Annotated in this window: 15 protein-coding genes; 10 read left to right on the top strand and 5 right to left on the bottom strand. The window is 44.6% G+C overall.

The genetic code is table 11. The annotated features are described in order from the left end of the window. Positions 1-250 precede the first annotated feature (250 nt). Entirely contained in the window at positions 251-2,557 is a 2,307-nt protein-coding gene (locus CA598_RS17895) for a helicase C-terminal domain-containing protein (protein WP_179283698.1), read from the top strand. Positions 2,558-2,610: 53 nt separating this feature from the next. Next, positions 2,611-3,579: a Gfo/Idh/MocA family protein gene (locus CA598_RS17890; RefSeq protein ID WP_094877346.1), complete on the top strand. Its 969-nt coding sequence runs from the start codon at positions 2,611-2,613 to the stop codon at positions 3,577-3,579. A gap of 76 nt (positions 3,580-3,655) precedes the next feature. Here the strand turns inward: CA598_RS17890 and CA598_RS17885 are convergent, their stop codons facing one another. Continuing rightward, on the bottom strand, positions 3,656-4,339 hold the full coding sequence (locus CA598_RS17885; RefSeq protein WP_042192587.1) for a CidB/LrgB family autolysis modulator: 684 nt from the start codon (positions 4,337-4,339) through the stop codon (positions 3,656-3,658). Continuing rightward, positions 4,333-4,707, bottom strand: coding sequence for a CidA/LrgA family protein (locus CA598_RS17880; protein WP_094877345.1), 375 nt, complete (start codon positions 4,705-4,707; stop codon positions 4,333-4,335). The genes CA598_RS17885 and CA598_RS17880 overlap by 7 nt, the downstream gene beginning before the upstream one ends. A 112-nt stretch (positions 4,708-4,819) precedes the next feature. Here CA598_RS17880 and cidR point away from each other — a divergent pair, with 112 nt between their 5' ends. The 8 genes from cidR (at position 4,820) to CA598_RS17845 (ending at position 14,581) form a co-directional block, all read left to right on the top strand. Continuing rightward, entirely contained in the window at positions 4,820-5,734 is a 915-nt protein-coding gene (gene cidR / locus CA598_RS17875; RefSeq protein WP_094872065.1) for a cidABC operon transcriptional activator CidR, read from the top strand. 129 nt (positions 5,735-5,863) lie between these two features. After that, entirely contained in the window at positions 5,864-6,103 is a 240-nt protein-coding gene (locus CA598_RS17870; protein ID WP_256989909.1) for an aspartyl-phosphate phosphatase Spo0E family protein, read from the top strand. Between the two features lie 196 nt (positions 6,104-6,299). Further along, complete coding sequence (locus CA598_RS17865) at positions 6,300-7,697, top strand: DNA-binding protein (RefSeq protein WP_094877344.1); 1,398 nt, start codon at positions 6,300-6,302, stop codon at positions 7,695-7,697. Further along, positions 7,651-7,776, top strand: coding sequence for a hypothetical protein (locus CA598_RS32995; RefSeq protein WP_256990535.1), 126 nt, complete (start codon positions 7,651-7,653; stop codon positions 7,774-7,776). The genes CA598_RS17865 and CA598_RS32995 overlap by 47 nt, the downstream gene beginning before the upstream one ends. 274 nt (positions 7,777-8,050) lie before the next feature. After that, positions 8,051-8,497: a MarR family winged helix-turn-helix transcriptional regulator gene (locus CA598_RS17860; protein ID WP_094877343.1), complete on the top strand. Its 447-nt coding sequence runs from the start codon at positions 8,051-8,053 to the stop codon at positions 8,495-8,497. Then, on the top strand, positions 8,490-10,250 hold the full coding sequence (locus CA598_RS17855; RefSeq protein ID WP_094872072.1) for an ABC transporter ATP-binding protein: 1,761 nt from the start codon (positions 8,490-8,492) through the stop codon (positions 10,248-10,250). The genes CA598_RS17860 and CA598_RS17855 overlap by 8 nt, the downstream gene beginning before the upstream one ends. Next, positions 10,247-12,136, top strand: a complete 1,890-nt coding sequence (locus tag CA598_RS17850; protein WP_094872073.1) for an ABC transporter ATP-binding protein — start codon at positions 10,247-10,249, stop codon at positions 12,134-12,136. Before CA598_RS17855 ends, CA598_RS17850 begins: the two co-directional genes overlap by 4 nt. Positions 12,137-12,352: 216 nt before the next feature. Then, complete coding sequence (locus CA598_RS17845; protein ID WP_094877342.1) at positions 12,353-14,581, top strand: MMPL family transporter; 2,229 nt, start codon at positions 12,353-12,355, stop codon at positions 14,579-14,581. A gap of 149 nt (positions 14,582-14,730) precedes the next feature. Here the strand turns inward: CA598_RS17845 and CA598_RS17840 are convergent, their stop codons facing one another. The 3 genes from CA598_RS17840 to CA598_RS17830 all read right to left on the bottom strand — a co-directional run bounded on the left by CA598_RS17840 (position 14,731) and on the right by CA598_RS17830 (position 17,825). After that, on the bottom strand, positions 14,731-15,048 hold the full coding sequence (locus CA598_RS17840) for an antibiotic biosynthesis monooxygenase (RefSeq protein ID WP_042131428.1): 318 nt from the start codon (positions 15,046-15,048) through the stop codon (positions 14,731-14,733). Between the two features lie 399 nt (positions 15,049-15,447). After that, positions 15,448-16,167: a 3-ketoacyl-ACP reductase gene (locus tag CA598_RS17835; RefSeq protein ID WP_094877341.1), complete on the bottom strand. Its 720-nt coding sequence runs from the start codon at positions 16,165-16,167 to the stop codon at positions 15,448-15,450. A 110-nt stretch (positions 16,168-16,277) separates the two neighbouring features. Continuing rightward, positions 16,278-17,825 (bottom strand): FAD-dependent oxidoreductase, encoded by a 1,548-nt coding sequence (locus CA598_RS17830; protein WP_094877340.1) that lies wholly within the window; start codon positions 17,823-17,825, stop codon positions 16,278-16,280. Between the last annotated feature and the right edge of the window lie 73 nt (positions 17,826-17,898).

Here is a 17,898-nt window from a genome sequence, read left to right as displayed (position 1 = left end):
TTTCTCAAGCAGGACGAAACAGCACCAAGACAAATTGATTCCATAGTAATAAAATTTATTATGCAGGGCTAGCAGAAGAAAGTCAAAAACCGAAAGCGTAAGTATAAGCTTTGTGGAGTGCGTAAAGTTAAACACGCATGGGTGAAAGATGATGTTTATGCTATCCTATGGGGATATACAGCGATTAAAGGACCGAAATAGACATTGGGAACAAAAAGGATATATGGCTAATTAAGGGAGGTGAGAATAGTTGGATCGTACTGTAACCCTATCCGTTAGAACGCTCGTCGAGTATGTTTTTCGCAGCGGTAGTATTGAGCCTGGATTTCATGGTACTTCCTCCATGGTTGAAGGAACACGAATACATCAGAAAATCCAAAAGCAATATAAAGAGGGCGACCGCAAAGAGGTCTATCTGAAAACAGAGATCCCTTATGGTACCTTACTCTATATAGTAGATGGACGCTGTGATGGACTGCTTGTTTCGGAGGATGGGAGCCTAACGGTCGAAGAAATCAAATCAACCTCCGGACTGCTGGATATGCTGGAAGAGGGACATGAGGTTCATTGGGCTCAGGCGCTGATGTACGCATATATGGTATCGCTGGAGCAGGAGCTTTCTTCTATTCAAGTAAAGCTTACCTATGTCCACCGGGCTACTGATGAGCAAAAAAGCTTGTACCGAACGTTGTCTTTAGATGAACTGATCTCATTTGCTAATGATACTGTAGCCAGATATGCTCCGTACGCTGAGATGATGGTTCGTCATGAGGCTAAGAAGGAGCAGAGCCTTCGAGAGTTACAATTCCCGTTTCCTTCTTATCGAAAGGGACAACGCCATTTTGCCGGAGCGGTATACAAATCCATCGTAGAAAAGGTCAGTCTGTTCGCTCAGGCGCCCACAGGTATTGGGAAAACAATGTCAACGCTGTTCCCGGTCCTTAAAGCAATGGGCGAAGGACAAGCTAAAGGATTGTTCTATTTAACGGCTAAGACGGTTACCCGTTTTGCCGCGCAGGAAGCCATTTCTCTACTGCTGACACAGGGACTTCAGCTGCATGTCATCACACTTACTGCTAAAGAAAAGAGCTGTTTTCATGATGAAGGGATTTGCGGTAAAGATTCCTGTCCCTATGCGGAGGGCTATTATGATCGGATTAATGATGCAGTAATGGATCTGTTAGAGCATGAGACGCTGATGAGCAGAGACACCCTAGCACTGTATGCTCACAAACATAAAGTGTGCCCGTTTGAGTTCTCGCTGGATGCAGCCTATGCCTGTGATGCGGTGATCTGCGATTACAATTATATATATGATCCTCGGATCAGCCTGAAACGGCTAACGGAGGAGAGAAAGAGAGAAACGGTGCTTCTAGTAGATGAAGCGCATAATCTGGTAGACCGGGGACGAGAGATGTTCTCTGCCTCTTTGCTGAAGGCTCCCTTTCTAGAAATCCAGCGTCAGTACAAGGAAGTAAACCGTAATTTGAGTGCTGCAGGTAAATCGGTGAATGCTTTTTTCATCTCCCTTCGCAAAATTTGTAATGAAGAGGGGCAAGGGCAGTGGGCCTCATTCCCGGAGGAGCTGCCAGCCTTGCTTGAGATATTTTCTTTGGAGGCGGAACAGGAACTTATTCACCCGAGCGCCAGCATTGTTCCTCAGAATGGAGAAGGAGAAAATGTTCTCCTGGATACGTATTTTGCAGTTCAAGGGATGCTTCGCACCTTTAAGACCTATGATGAACGCTACATAACCTATGCTGAGGTTCGGCGCGGTGACGTGTATTTGAAGTTATTTAATTTGGATCCATCGCATTTGCTGGGGCAAATGTCTAAGAGCTTTCGAAGTCAGATTCTGTTCTCTGCTACGCTTTCTCCATTATCGTATTATCGGGATATGATTGGTGCGGTGGAGGAAGATTACAGCTTAACGGTCTCATCTCCTTTTCAGAAGGAGCAATGGGAGGTGACCGTGCTGCCTGTCTCCACACGTTATCATGACCGGGAAGCTTCTCTCATCCCGTTAACTCAGGCATTGCATCAAATGGTTTCAAAGAAGGGCAATTATCTGGTCTTTTTTCCTTCATATCTCTATTTACAAAACGTATATGAGGCCTTTACGGAGAATTACCCCGAAGTACGGACTTTGATGCAGGATACAGGCATGAGTGAGCAGGCTAGAGAAATTTTTTTAGCATCCTTTCGTCCAGATAATGACGAGACGTTGTTAGGCTTTGCTGTACTCGGAGGGATTTTTTCGGAAGGTGTAGATTTGCCAGGAGACCGTCTCAACGGGGTAATGGTTGTTGGTGTTGGCCTGCCACAGCTTGGTCTTGAGCGTAATCTACTGCGTCAGTATTTTAATGCCAGAGGTAAAAACGGCTTTGATTATGCTTATGTCTACCCGGGAATGTGCAAGGTATTGCAAGCTGGAGGCAGGCTGATTCGAAGTGAGACAGATACAGGCATTATTGTGCTTGCGGATGATCGCTTTTTGCAGCGTCCTTATATGCATTTGCTTCCCGAAGAATGGAGAGATTATCTTATCCGCTCATAAGAGGGTATAATCTATGAAAAGGTATTCATAATCAATCGCCAGGAGGAAAAAGTATGACATTAAAAGTGGGTATTGTGGGTACGGGTTGGTTCTCTAAGGTACATGCTGATTTACTGGCAGAGATGGATGATGTCCGTTTGCAGGCGGTCTGCGGAAGCAGTAAGGCTAAAGGCGAAGATATGGCACGACCATACGATGCTGCTGGATATGGTGATATTACAGAGATGCTGGATGCGGAGAAGCTCGATGCTGTTTATATTTGTGTGCCTCCACAATCTCATGGTGCGATCGAACGATCATTAATCAAGAGGGATATTCCCTTTTTTATAGAAAAACCGCTTAGTATGACTACTGAAATTCCCGCAAGCCTACTTCAGGATATTAAAGAACATCATTTGTTAACCTCGGTAGGATATCATTTACGCTATCAGGAGAATATTAAGCGTCTGAAAGAAACTTTGCGTGGTGACAAGGTTGGTATGATTATGGGGCAATGGATGGGCGGCATGCCAGGCGTAGCTTGGTGGCGTGATCAGAAGCAATCCGGAGGACAATTCACAGAGCAAACTACACATATCGTCGATTTGGTGCGCTATCTAGCCGGAGAAGTAAAGGAAGTCTACGGCATGTTCGGAAACCGGATTATGCATGAGCAGCATGAAGGTGTGAGCGTGGCAGATGTAGGTACCGTATCCCTGAAGCTTGAAAATGGAATTATTGCTAATATTTCAAATACATGCGTTTTACCTGATGAGGTGGGGAGTGTAGGTCTAAGCTTCTATAATGATCGGGGACTATTGGACTGGAACCCGGATCGTCTCTTGGAAGTGCGAAGCGGCAATAGTACCGAATTTGAGAATACAGGAAACCCATATTTAGTAGAAAGTGAAGCCTTCATACATGCTGTACGGACGGGGGATCGCTCGCGCATTTTATGCGACTATGAGGATGGATACAAAACCCTCAAAGTCACCTGTGCGGCCTACGATTCAGCGCAAAGCGGGTTGCCTGTTAAGCTCTAAGGTTCGATTCATAGAAAAAGGACATGCTGCTTTAGATGTACTAAAGTGACATGCCCTTGGCCCAAGCTGGGTTAGCCTAGTGGAGGAATATCGCGAGCAAAGCTGGCGCCACACCTATAGATAACAGCGCGGACAGAATCATCGCAATACTGGAGATGGTTCCGGTCAGTGAACTAAGCTCGAAGGCTTTGGATGTTCCTGTACCATGTGCAGCGGTTCCCAGCGATACACCGCGCGCAATTTCATTCTCAATGCGGAAGATACGAAGTACAGTAGGGCCCATCATTGTACCCAGTATCCCGGTAATAATGACGAAGACTGCTGTGATACTCGGTACACCGCCGATACTTTGCGAGATGCTCATAGCGATCGGTGTGGTTACCGAACGCGGGACCAGACTTGCTGCCAGATCGCCGCTAACATGCAGCCATTTGGCGAGCAGAATGGAAGAGATCACCGCAACTATCGTCCCTGATAGCACGCCTGCCGCAATTTCGGCGGCGTGCTTTTTGAGTACCTTGAAGTTCTTATGCAAAGGGATGGCAAAGGCCATGGTTGCTGGTTGCAGCAAATCCGTCAGCCATTTTCCTCCCGCATTGTATGAGTCATAAGTAATGCCTGTTATAAGCAGAAAGATGATCATAATCACTGGTGTGATGATTAATGGAGAGGTGTAGACTTTACCAGTAGAAGCGTAGATACGTTTCGCGAGTAAATACACCGCGACCGTGAGACCAAAGAATAGCAGAGCGTTTAACATGATTCTTTCCGCTCCTTCGCTTTATAAATTCTACTGGTAAGTAATCCGGAACTAGCCATCACAACAAATGTGCCTAAGACGACAACGGCAAGAATACGTAATCCATCCGTTTCCAGAATATTAGCGTATTTCATTACACCTATAGCAGATGGAATGAAGAACAGTAGGAGCTCGGCGAGTAGCCAAGAAGCACCCATTTCTACCCAATTTAGACGAATGACACCGAACTCAAGCAGGAGAAACAATATAATCATTCCGAGTATGCTTCCGGGAATAGGGATATGCAATAATGGGGTCAAAGCGTTGATAAGTAAAGAGAATAACATAAGTCCCGCTACCTGCAGCAAGCCTATAACAATCTTTTTCATAAGGCTTCGCTCCTTTCATGATAATGAAAGTTTACATCAATTGTTTTCATAGGTAAAATGAATAGATCGAATAAATGACATTCCTTTTGTCTATGGATTAGGGGGCACATAAATGGATATCCGACAATTAGAATATTTCGTTCAAGCGGCACGAATGAAAAGCTTTACCAGAGCTGCTGAATCATTATATATAACACAGCCCACGATCAGTAAAATGATTCGGAATATGGAGGTCGAACTGGAGGCAGACTTGTTCTACCGTGAAGGGAAGAGTGTAAGGCTTACAGACGCAGGGGAAATTTTGTTCACCAAAGCGCAAAATATCGTGGAGTCTTTCGCCAGCTTGTCTTCTGAACTGGATAACTTACGGAATCTGGAGCAGGGTCACATCCGTATCGGTTTGCCTCCTATGGTAGGCGCGAGTTTTTTTCCTTCAGTAATTGGTCAATTTCATAAGCGATATCCACAGGTTACGATTCGTCTGCATGAGGATGGGGCCAAAAAAGTGGAGGAAGATGTAGAAACCGGACTGCTGGACATTGGAATGGTCGTATTGCCTGTAGATACAGCCAAACTTCATTGTTTTACCTTTGTTGAAGAGACGCTGAATCTTATTTTACCTATGGGACATCGGCTGGCCGAGGCAGAGCTTGTTCCGCTAAGTGAACTGGCAGAAGAGGAGTTCGTGCTATTTCGAGAGGATTTTACGCTGCATGATCGGATCATTACGGAATGTGTAAAAGCTGGATTTCAGCCAAAGGTTATATATGAGAGTTCACAATGGGACTTAATCAGCAAGATGGTCGCCGCGGGAATGGGAATCGCATTATTGCCGGAAACCATTTGCCGCGACATGGACCGCTCACGATTGGTAGTCATTCCTTTGACAGATCCAGTAATCCCTTGGCAGCTCGCTATGGCGTGGCGTAGAGATCGTTATTTATCCTTTGCAGCACGGGAATGGATTTCTTTTGCAAAGGGTCTATTGAGAGAACAATACCCAAATGACTTCCCTACGAGTCTATAGAACATCCGAAATAATAACTATTTTATTTTTTGTGGATGTTCTGCAAATTTTTCTTTTTTTTTGAAAATATGTTTTTTGGTATCATGGATTATGATAGGAGGAGATGTTGATAGAGAGAAGGAGAGAGTTGTGACACTATATCAAGGTTCTTCCGAGAAAGCTTATAGAAGAGACTACAGAGAAGATGAGCTGTTTGTGACTATAGAGAGCCTTAGATGCGAATTGCTGGAAGTCGCGGAGAAACGGAGTCTTAGTGACCATGCTGTCCTAGAGCTAAGCGAGCGATTGGACGGTTATATTTTGCTGGCACAACATAAGATGATGGAGAACTTGCGCAGTCGCAAGGCGAGTGCAACAGCTTACTGCTGAAGCTCAAAAGCCGCTAATACCATAAATTAAACTTCGATACATCCATAGAATTACACTATTACGAAGATCCAACCGATAAAGAGGAGAGAAATACGCTCCTCTTTTTGTCGTACAATCTATTGGTTGTACAATCCATAACTTTCACCTATAATGTCAATTAATAGAATCTTTTCAAGTCAAACTTTGGGGGTGCCGAGTGGAGGGAAAGTTAACAACTATACGCTCAGAAATTGAGAAAAATCTGTCCCGCTCCGGCCATAATCTCGCCTCATTTTCAAAAATTTGTGGTCTGAATCGAGGAAGTCTCAGTGCAATCCTGCACGGGAATCCACCGAAGCCTATGTCCCTGGGACAAATAGATGCAATCATTAAAGCCTTTGGTTTTCCTGATGGATGGCTGTATCCACTTTATGTAGATGAATGCTTCAATGAGGAGAAGGTCTCACGCCGCAGGGTAGAGCCCTTTTTAATACGTTGTGCTGAGTTGGGCAAGCAGCAATGCATTGATGAAACATTAAACAGGTTATTGGAATATCCGAAATCGCTAGATATCGTTTATTCGGTAGCTGATAAATTGTTTAACAAGGGAAAAATACAGGAATCAATCCTCTTTTACAAGATTGTAGTAGAGAACGAGTCTGATAGTTACAGTGAACGTCTCGCGATCAGTCATTATCGTATTTTTAAATATTTACAAACGCTGGATATGGAGGAGAAACTGAGCGCAGTCATTAGTTTTAGTCCATTCAGGAGGCGTCTTCCAGAAAACATGCAATTGGATGGTTTATTAATGCTGACGCAGTTATGTTTCACCCTTCGTAGATGGGGAGAAATGGAAAGCTACGCAGATGAGTTGAGGGCCTTAGCCAATGCAGTTTACCGCCAAGAACTGCGAAGAAGTGAAGATAAACGAACAGAAACACTCTGTACTGAACGCCCGCTCGTCGTCTATTATGGTCATGGATATTTGCTCAAAGCAACTGCGTTGACAAAACAAGGTGAATACGAAGCGGCGAAGAAATATACTGCAGGTTACGCAGACCTTAGTTGGTTTGAAATGTTGGACGAAGCAGGTCATCAAGCCGTAGATAAATTCCGATTATTTGCAATCGGCAATAACTTTACATTGGAGTTGTTGGAAGGTAATGTTAATGTCGTGCCGGATTATGTAGCCTTCTTGGCTGATCATCCCGGTGAAATATTGCCAGGTCTCATTATTATTATGGAATCGGCTAATCTTCACAAATTTTCTGTAGACAATGTGCTTACAAGGTTCTCACGGGAGATGTTGCGATTTGAACAGTTTGAAGATCCTATTAATATCGACCGACTATACCGGTTGTATTATCAAATAGCCATATATCAAATAAGAAACAAACAATATACTACAGGTGTGGAGTATACTATTCAGTCTTTAGAATTATCTATCAAGACGAATAATGGAATAGACTTCATAAAGTGTGTAACTTTATTTGAGACCAACAGGGACTACGCAACTCAGAATCAACAGGAGAAATACAGAAATTTAATAAGGGAGGTGAGAAAAGATGAAAAAATCACTATTGATGATGGCCGGCATTTTAGTATTGTTTAGCTTCATCGTTATTGGTCAACCGACCATTGGTGGCGGCCATGGAGGCATTACGACTATGGAGCACGGAGTAGGATTCTAATATTAAAGTTATGTTGGACATTATAATATATATAGTTACATATCTGCTTATTGAACTCCTTACCTCTGTGGTTGGGAGTTTTTTATTTCGTAATAATTGATACCGTATTCAAAATTTGACAAAGCGTTGTGCCGAAAATATAATTAGGTAGCCTAAATAATACAGTGTTTAATAATTAGCTGACCTAACTAAATTAGAGGTGATAGAAATTGGGATAAACGGAGGAAATACAGAAAATACTGAAAATTCAGTCGCACACGGGCTTTTCGCGGCGATGAAACGGCTGCATAAAGGCCAATGGCAAAAGGGTGTTGAAGGCCATAAGCCGAGTGAGATGACTTTAATGATATGCATTGAAAAATGGAATCATTCTGATGATGAGGGTCTAAAGATATCTGAAATCAGCCGACTCCTCGGATTCACACCTCCAACTATTACGCAGTTGATTAATAGTCTTGAGGCGAAACAGATGGTGGAAAGACACGCAGATCCTTCGGACCGAAGAGTCGTACGCGTGAAATTGACGGAGAGTGGAAAAAAACTCACACGAAGAGCAGAGCAATATAGAGATGCAATGCTGGATGAGCTCGTACAGTACTTAGGTGAAAAAGAGACTAAGCAGCTCACAGAACTATTGCTGAAGGTACATGCTTTTGTTGAGGATAATCCACCACCTAATTGGGATAGGCTACAAATGAACGGAGATGAGAAGCTTGATTAAATTATTTAAACAACTGAAGCCATTTCGAGTAGCTATTGGTGCTGTATTAATTCTTGTGTTCTTACAGTCCATGGGCGACTTATACCTCCCAACGCTGATGTCCGACATCGTCGACAAAGGAATTGTTCAGGGAGATCGTAGTTTTATTTGGAAAATAGGTAGCTTCATGCTTTTAGTTGCAGGGGGCGGGGCTATATGTTCAGTCATTGCCAGCTATTTATCGGCAAAAGTGGCAGCAGGATTCGGTAAACTTACCCGTGCTCGTGTGTTTAACCATGTAGAGAATTTCACGCTGCATGAATTTGATAAACTCGGTACCGCATCTTTAATTACCCGTACAACGAATGATATTACGCAGGTACAGACGGTACTTACTATGATGCTGCGTATGATGATCGGTGCACCGATGATGATGATTGGTGGTATCATCATGGCGGTATCTGAAGATGCGAAATTATCATTGATCTTTGTAGTAGTTATTCCGGTACTCGTTGGCGCAATTTTCTTTATCGGAATGAAGGGATTACCACTGTTTAAAGCGATACAGATCAAGCTGGATAAATTAAATCTGGTGTTACGTGAACATTTGACGGGTATCCGTGTTATCCGTTCATTTAACCGGATTGATCATGAGAATAAACGCTTCTCCGAGGCAAACCGTGATCTGACAGACACAGCGATCAAAGTAAATAAAATCATGGCCGGTTTGATGCCGCTTATGATGATTGTTATGAACTTTTCCATGATCGCAATTCTTTACTTTGGTGGGATTCGAATTGGCGATGGCGATTTACAAGTCGGCTCACTGATGGCATTTATTCAATATGCGATGCAAATCATGTTCTCCCTGATTATGGTGTCGATGATGTTCGTGCTGATTCCTCGTGCTTCAGCTTCAGCCTTACGTATCAATGAAGTGCTCGATATGCGGCCGGAGTTCACAGATCCATCAGAGAGTGAATTGCAAACAACGGCTCAAGCTACTAAAAAAGACGGCCGCGATCATATGCGTGGTTTTGTTGAATTCGATAATGTTTCCTTTTCTTATCCTGGGGCGGAACAACCTGCACTTTCGAAAATTAGCTTTAGTGCTCGTCCAGGTGAAGTTACGGCGATTATCGGTGGTACAGGTTCAGGTAAATCTACCCTGCTCAGCTTGATTCCAAGGTTCTATGATGTTAACGAAGGTGCTGTACGTGTGAACGGAGTAGATGTACGTGAGATGACACAAGAAGAGCTACGGAGCAAAATTGGTTACATCCCTCAAAAAGCGGTATTGTTCACAGGTACGATTAACGAAAACATTCGCTACGGTAAAGAGGATGCTACCGATGAAGAAATCATTCATGCAGCCAAGGTAGCTCAGGCCTACGATTTCGTCTCAGCCATGAAAGATGGGTTTGATTCGGAAATTGCTCAAGGCGGTAGTAATGTCTCCGGCGGTCAGAAACAACGGTTGTCCATTGCACGTGCGCTTGTGAGAAAACCTCAAGTTTATCTGTTTGACGACAGCTTCTCAGCGCTTGATTTCAAAACAGATGCTAAGCTCCGCGCGGCACTCAAAGATGAAACCACGGAATCCACTGTTCTAATCGTAGCTCAACGGGTTAGTACCGTTATGGATGCCGACCGGATTATTGTTATTGATGAGGGTGAAATCGCCGGAATGGGCACTCACCGTGAACTGCTCGCGAGCAGTGATGTGTACCGCGAGATCGTATCCTCGCAGCTGTCAGAGGAGGAAATAGCATGAGTGAACAAAACAATAAGCCTGCAGCTCCACGCGCCCATAAAGGTCCTGGACCTGGTGGCGGCCCTGGCATGCGGATGCCTGCAGAAAAGGCTAAAGACTTTAAGGGTACACTTCGTCGTCTGATTAAATATTTAAGACCTCGTATGGTTCAATTAATCATCGTTCTAGTTATGGCTATTGCCAGTACGGTGTTCAGTATTTTCAGTCCTAAGGTTATGGGTAAAGCAACAACTAAATTGTTTGAAGGTGCTTATGGTAAATTAATGGGTGTTGAGGGAGCTTCCATTGATTTTGGATACATTAATGATATCCTGATCATCCTTGCGGGTCTGTATTTGCTTAGTGCTCTGTTTAGCTATATCCAGCAGTATGTAATGGCGGGCGTAGCTCAGAAGGTCGTCTACGACATGCGTGAGCAAATCAACAGCAAGCTGGAACGTTTGCCTTTGAAATATTTTGATTCCCGTACCCATGGGGAAATTCTAAGCCGTGCTACGAATGATGTGGATAACATCAGTACTACGCTGCAGCAGAGCTTAACTCAATTGATTACTTCTATTGTCACCATTATCGGTGTCATCGTAATGATGCTTACCATCAGCCCATGGCTGACTTTGATTACAATTGTTACATTGCCACTCAGCTTCGTTGTGATTATGGCTATCTCCAAGCGCTCGCAGACTTATTTTGTGGGCCAGCAGAAATCACTTGGTCAGTTGAATGGTCATGTAGAGGAAATGTATACCGGTCACCGGATTATTAAAGCATTTGGTCGTGAACCGCAGTCCCTTAAGGATTTCGATGAAATTAACGATAAGCTTTACGACTCTGGCTGGCGTGCCCAATTCATGTCCGGTATGATTATGCCGCTCATGATGTTTATTGGTAACTTGGGTTATGTAATGATTTGTGTAGTCGGCGGTATCTTTGTTACTAAAAAAATGATCGATGTCGGGGATATTCAAGCCTTTATTCAGTATTCCCGTCAGTTCACCCAGCCGATTGCACAAACGGCTAATATTGCTAATATTATTCAATCCACGATTGCTTCTGCAGAACGGGTATTCGAACTTCTGGATGAAGAAGAGGAAGTTAAGGAAGTTACTACTACAGTTGCGAAGCTTGATGATGGTACTCCGGAAGGCTCCGTTGAGTTCCGTCATGTGAAATTCGGATATAAAGAAGATGCGATTCTGATTGAGGACATGAACATTGAGGTTAGTCCAGGTCAGACTATAGCGATTGTCGGTCCTACCGGTGCTGGTAAAACCACTTTGATTAACCTGTTGATGCGCTTCTACGAGCTGAACGATGGGGAAATTATCATTGATGGCGTCAATATTACCAATATGAAACGGAGTGACCTGCGCAGCAAATTTGGTATGGTGCTTCAGGATACCTGGCTGTTCAATGGTACGATCCGCGATAACATTGCTTACGGACGTGAAGGTGCTTCAGAGGCTGATGTGGTGCGTGCGGCCAAGGCTGCTCATGCCGATCACTTTATCCGCACACTTCCGCTTGGCTATAATACGGTGTTAAATGAAGAAGCTTCTAATATTTCACAAGGACAAAAGCAGCTGATCACGATTGCCCGTGCGATTCTGGCTGATCCATCGATCCTCATTCTTGATGAAGCAACAAGCAGTGTCGATACACGGACCGAATTGTTGATTCAAAAAGCAATGAAGGCATTGATGCAAAACAGAACCAGCTTTGTAATTGCCCACCGTCTTTCTACGATTCGAGATGCCGACCTTATCCTTGTTATGAATCAAGGTAGTGTAATCGAGAAGGGCAACCATGAGGAGCTGCTGGCACAAGGCGGATTCTATGCTGATCTCTATAACAGTCAGTTCTCTGAAGGAGATTTGGACGCAGGCTAAATCTAAATTGAAGTAAAGAAAAAAGTGTAGCAGACCATAAACCCCTCTTTTCACATGTTGCTGATTTCAATGTGAAGAGAGGGGTATTTTATATGTGGTGAGGTGTTTTGATTTTTCGGAAAAATAAAAAAAGTTTGATTAAAAATTAAAGCATATATATGATAGAATTAAAAATGACCCGCGGCTCATTTCTAAGGCTGCAGGGTAAAGGAGAGGATGAAGGGAATGTCAGGCTACGGAAAATGGGTGGCAGGAAAAAAGACGAAGTGGATTACTCTTCTCGTGTGGATAGTGCTTGTAGGTGCACTTACCCTGTTATGGCCTGCAGTGAATTCTCAGGTTGCTAATAATGCGCCTAACCTCCCAGATGATGCACAGTCGGTACAGGCAGCAGCTATTGCAGAGCAGGAATTCCCTAGTGGAAGCGGAGTGCCTGCGCTGCTCGTATGGCATAGAGAAGGTGGGCTTTCACAAGATGATTTAGTACATATCACTGCTGTGTACAAGAAGTTGGAGCAGCAACCATTGCCCCATCAGAATTTTGTCCCTCCATTAGGACAGCTGCCGCCACAAGCACTACAGGCCTCGTTATCCGAGGATCTTAGTACGCTGGTAACCCCGGTGCTTTTTGATAAAACGGCAGATAGTGATCAGCTCGGCGAAGCTGTGACAGAAATGAAAAAGATCATAAACACGGAGACCGGTGGAGATCCGTCCACTGCTAAGGCGGATGGAAAAGACCTGAGTTTACGTGTTACGGGTCCAGTGGGTATATCTATCGATGCTACTGGACTGTTCCAGAACGCAGACGTTTCCTTGCTGATTGCTACGGTTGTGCTTGTGCTGGTGTTCTTATTGGTGATTTATCGTTCGCCTATCTTGGCGTTTATTCCGCTTATTGCTGTTGGATTCGCTTATGGTATTACTAGCCCGATCCTTGGAAAAATGGCGCAAGAAGGCTGGATCACCGTGGATTCGCAGGCAGTCTCCATCATGACGGTTCTGTTGTTCGGTGCGGGTACGGACTATTGTTTGTTCCTGATTTCGCGATTCCGTCAGCTTCTGAAGATAGAGCAAAGCAAAACTCGTGCCCTGCTTCGTTCCATTACCGATTCTTCAGGGGCTATTGCAATGAGTGGTTTCACCGTTGTGCTTGCACTGTTCGCGCTATTACTGGCTAAGTATGGAGCATATCATCGCTTTGCAATACCGTTCAGTGTTTCGATTTTCATTATGGGAATTGCTAGCTTAACGCTTGTACCTGCACTTTTGGCGATCTTCGGACGGACCTCGTTCTTCCCATTCATTCCGCGCACGCCGCAAATGGAGGTTGAACGGGCTAAGGCTAAAGGGAAACCAGTTCCAGAACTTAAAGTCTCCCATAAAAAAGGGATTGGCGGATTTGTAGTTTCCAGGCCTTGGGCTATCGTAGGAGTGACCGTTATCGGACTGGGGATTCTGGCTTCATTCTCCAGTGGAATCAAGTTTACGTATGATATCCTCTCTTCTTTTCCTAAAAATATGGAGTCCCGCGAAGGGTTCGACCTCATCGGTAAGCAGTTTTCACCGGGCGAACTAGCTCCCGCTAAACTGATTATTAATACTAAGGGGCAAGCGAGTGGAAAGGACCTTAAAGTCATTCTCGGAGGGCTCACGTATGTGGATACGGTTTCTGATCCGCAGCAGGGCGCTGTGAACAAGGATATTCTGGGTTTTGATATCGAATTTAAGAACAATCCTTATTCACTTGAAGCGATGGGGCATATTCCAGCCCTTTTAGAAACGGCAGAGCAAGCGCTGATTGATGTAGGGGTAGAGAGTCCTTCAGATCATGTGTGGGTAAGTGGTCAGACAGCGACTCAGTATGATACCAAAAAAATCGGAGATCGCGACACCGATCTGATTATCCCTGTTGTTATCGGGTTGATCACTTTGCTGTTGTTGATATATCTGCGTTCGATAGTGGCAACTATTTATCTGGTCGGAACAGTTATTCTCTCCTTCTTCTCTGCACTTGGCTTAGGCTGGATTATCATTCACTATGTGATGGGTGCAGATGCTATTCAAGGAGCGATCCCGCTCTATTCCTTTGTATTCCTGGTGGCACTTGGAGAAGATTATAATATCTTTATGATCTCTAATATTTGGAAAAAGCGTAAGACCATGCCGCTTAAGCAGGCGATCGCGGAAGGCGTGAATGAGACCAGCTCAGTAATTACCTCGGCAGGCCTCATTCTGGCAGGTACTTTTGCTGTATTAGCTAGCTTACCGATTCAGGTGCTTGTGCAATTTGGTATCATCACCGCGCTAGGTATCCTACTTGATACCTTCGTAGTTCGTCCGTTCCTTGTGCCCGCTATTACGACACTTTTTGGCCGGTGGGCATTCTGGCCGGGGAAACATCAAGAGGTGGAGCAAGCTTTGCCTCATGTTAGTGAGCAATAAGCGACACACTGTAAAAAACAACAGGGATGTCTCAAAGCCATATCGGCTTAGGGCATCCCTGTTGTTTTTGTCGCGGCAGTCGTACTTTTGTTAATTGTAGACGTAAGTTATACGAATAGCTATTGGGACTAGTCGTCCAATCTCTACACTTAATTGCTGGTGCCAGGTGTTCGGCTGATCATCAGCTTATATTTGTCGATCGAAGCACCAAGAATGGCTTCATTCCCACCAGCACCGCGGTGTGATTGACGGAAGGAGTCACTGGAGGTCCAGCCTTTAAATGCCTCCTCATTCTCCCACATGGTACAGATTTTTAATTCCTCAACACCTTCTTTGGCACTTCCTTGCCAAACCTCCATGCGGACGAATCCTGGCATATCCTGTACACCATTATTTCCTCCAAAACGTTGAGCAATGGCTTCACCATGACCTTCTTTAACTTTAATAGTATTTGTGACTACCAGCATGTTAGGAAAACCTCCGTTCAGTAGTGTGATATCCATACATAAACATTAGGCTGAATATATAATTGCACTTTATACACTTAAAAGCTCTGATTCGTTAGAAAAGAAGCAATAAGTGTATTCTCTGCAACTAAATTAGATGAATCTGGCCAATGGTCGAGAATTTCCTACTTTTAGTTGCACAGAGTGCAATTAAAGTGTGACGGAGCCTCTTTTTACGCTGAATAGATGTACAAAGTGCAACTATCGGTTATTCGAACGTCATTCGAACGTCAAATAGTATCCAGAGTTGAGGTATAGAGGCATTCTATCGCACAAAGTGTAATCAGAGGATGGAGAAGAGCAGTCTTGAGGTTTTCTTCTCCACAAAGTACGGCTGGCGTAGAACCAGCCAGCTCTGTTTTATTGCGGATTCGTGGTCCAGAGTCCTGCTGTTTTTAGGAAGACACGATCCGGGAGCTTCAAGGCTGTTAAGGCCAATTCAGCTACATCCTCAGGCTGCATCATGCGGTCTTCGTCACCGATCTTAAGTCCAGCGTTGGAAGCTAGTCCAGTGTTTACAGTGCTTGGAGTCAAGGCTACGACGCGGATGTTGTGCTTACGCACCTCTTGTGCGAGGGCTTCGGTCATGCCCATCAGTGCAAACTTGGATGCGCAATAAGCCGAGCCTGTCGCGAAGCCACGCTCTCCCGCGGTAGAAGAGATATTGATGATATTTCCACCATTTTTCTCAATCATAGCTGGCAGTGCAGCGCGAGTTACATAATAGGTCCCGTAAAGATTGACTTGGATATGGCTTTCCCAATCGGCGGGGTCCATTTCTACTAATGTGCCGAATTTTGCAATTCCGGCATTGTTAATCAATGCGTCAAATGTTCCTAGCTCATTTTGCAGGTAAGCAACCGCACGTTCAGCCTCTTCGCGTACAGCGATATCCGCTACGGCAATGCTGACTTTCACGTCGTATACTTCCGTTAAGGCTGATTTTAACGCTTCAAGATCGCCTGAAGTTCTGGAGATCAGGCCCAAATTAGCACCTTCCTTAGCTAGTGCCATGGATAAGGATTTGCCGATCCCTTTGCCCGCACCCGTAATCACAACACTCTTTCCTCTCAAATCCATCTCTAACGTCACGCTCCTTTAAACATTTTTGAAGCTAATGCTTCATTCATGTCCTATTATACCTGAATGCTATACGGCATTCACAACCGCCCCTGCCAAAGGACCTCAATTTATTCGTAAAGCTTCGTCAGTGGCACCGATGCAGGTCCTTCCAATACTTCTCCATCATAGGAGAAACGGGAGCCGTGGCAAGGGCAATCCCAAGAACGATCGCCGTCGTTCCATTCACATTCACAGCCCATATGCGTACAAGTTCTGTCCACCAGATGAAGTTTACCTTCTGGATCTTTGTAGGCGCCAACCCGTTTGCCGTCATGGAATACAACGGCTCCTTCGTCTGCCTCCAGGTCACTTGTCTTTTTGTGGACGATCTCAACTTTTCCCGCTACAAGCTCTTTTGCCACATTGGCATTTTGAACGAAGAAGCTCTTTAGGCTGGCGCCAACTTTGAAGCGGGATGGATCGTATAGCTCTGTATATGGATTATCTTTGCGCTGAATCTGATCCGAGATGATTTGAGCGGACAAGGTACCGCTTGTCATGCCCCATTTTCCGAATCCCGTAGCGATATAAATCTCTTCGTTGTCTGAAATCTTGCCGATGTAGGGAACCCTGTCCAGGGTAATTAAATCCTGTGCCGACCAGCGATAAGGGATCGATTTGATGCCCAGCAAGTGACCTGCGAACAGTTCCAGATTCTCATAATGACCTATCGTGCAGATGCCTTGGCCTGTCTTATGATTCTCCCCACCTACGATAACCAGAGGATGTCCTTCCCACTCCACAGCACGCAGAGAACGGGTTGGTTCGCTGGCGCTTAAATACATTCCACCCTCAAAATCCGTTTCGGGCTGGATCGCCATACAATAGGAACGTTCAGCATGAAGTCGCGAGAAATATAACGCACCTCCATCGTAGAAGGGGAAATGAGAAGCCGACACAGCGTAACGGCAGGTGATGCGGTGGTCATTCTTTTCTGTAAAAAGTGTAAGCTTATCGTTCTTCTCCACCTTGTCCGTCATCATCGTATGCTCATAGATCACGCCACCTTTTTCCACGATAACCTTCAACAAGGCCTTCAGATATTGCAGGGGGTGAAAACGAGCTTGTCCTGGTAATTTAATCGCACCGCTCGCCATCAGAGGGATAGATACGTTATCCAGCCATTCACCGGGCAGACCCAATTGTTCATAGGCTTTATACTCTTCTTCCAACTCTTTAAGCGTTTTATGATCTTCAGCATCCGCGTATAGATAGGCTGCTTCACGTTTCATGCCGCAAGACACTTCAAGTTCTTCAGCTGTATTTATGATCCAATTCATAGCCCTATGATTTGATTGATAATAGAGAAGGGCGTTCTCTTTTCCGAAATGCTTCATCAAATGATTGTAGATTAATCCGTGCTGGGCAGAGATTTTGGCGCTTGTAAACCCCGTAGTACCGCTGAGAATTTCCCCTGCCTCCAATAGCGTGACCTTGTATCCAGCTTTGCTTAAGAGATAGGCTGTAGTAATGCCTGTAATCCCGCCGCCGATCACTGCGACATCTGTAGTAATATTTTCAGTCAGCTTTGGAAAAGTCGGTAAATCCGTAGTGTCTCTCCATAATGATTCAGGATATTGCGGGAGACCTTGCGTTATTTTACGATGTGGATCCATCTTATTATCCCTCCATCTATACAATACTCATTTCATTTATTACCACAGACCCGTTAAAAGAAACTCTGTGTTC

Source organism: Paenibacillus sp. VTT E-133291, from assembly GCF_002264395.1.
Taxonomy (GTDB): domain Bacteria; phylum Bacillota; class Bacilli; order Paenibacillales; family Paenibacillaceae; genus Paenibacillus_AQ; species Paenibacillus_AQ nitricinens.
The sequence above is the reverse complement of the archived record's forward strand: the minus strand, read 5'-3'. Positions and strand labels throughout refer to the sequence as shown.

Excerpts from the sequence above, each read along its gene's own strand:
- CA598_RS17880 (WP_094877345.1), bottom strand. The coding sequence starts at position 4,707 with ATGAAAAAGATTGTTATAGGCTTGCTGCAGGTAGCGGGACTTATGTTA.
- CA598_RS17860 (WP_094877343.1), top strand. The coding sequence starts at position 8,051 with ATGAAACGGCTGCATAAAGGCCAATGGCAAAAGGGTGTTGAAGGCCAT.
- CA598_RS17830 (WP_094877340.1), bottom strand. The coding sequence starts at position 17,825 with ATGGATCCACATCGTAAAATAACGCAAGGTCTCCCGCAATATCCTGAA.
- CA598_RS17890 (WP_094877346.1), top strand. The coding sequence starts at position 2,611 with ATGACATTAAAAGTGGGTATTGTGGGTACGGGTTGGTTCTCTAAGGTA.
- CA598_RS17850 (WP_094872073.1), top strand. The coding sequence starts at position 10,247 with ATGAGTGAACAAAACAATAAGCCTGCAGCTCCACGCGCCCATAAAGGT.
- CA598_RS17885 (WP_042192587.1), bottom strand. The coding sequence starts at position 4,339 with ATGTTAAACGCTCTGCTATTCTTTGGTCTCACGGTCGCGGTGTATTTA.
- CA598_RS17840 (WP_042131428.1), bottom strand. The coding sequence starts at position 15,048 with ATGCTGGTAGTCACAAATACTATTAAAGTTAAAGAAGGTCATGGTGAA.
- CA598_RS17835 (WP_094877341.1), bottom strand. The coding sequence starts at position 16,167 with ATGGATTTGAGAGGAAAGAGTGTTGTGATTACGGGTGCGGGCAAAGGG.
- cidR (WP_094872065.1), top strand. The coding sequence starts at position 4,820 with ATGGATATCCGACAATTAGAATATTTCGTTCAAGCGGCACGAATGAAA.
- CA598_RS17845 (WP_094877342.1), top strand. The coding sequence starts at position 12,353 with ATGAAGGGAATGTCAGGCTACGGAAAATGGGTGGCAGGAAAAAAGACG.
- CA598_RS32995 (WP_256990535.1), top strand. The coding sequence starts at position 7,651 with ATGAAAAAATCACTATTGATGATGGCCGGCATTTTAGTATTGTTTAGC.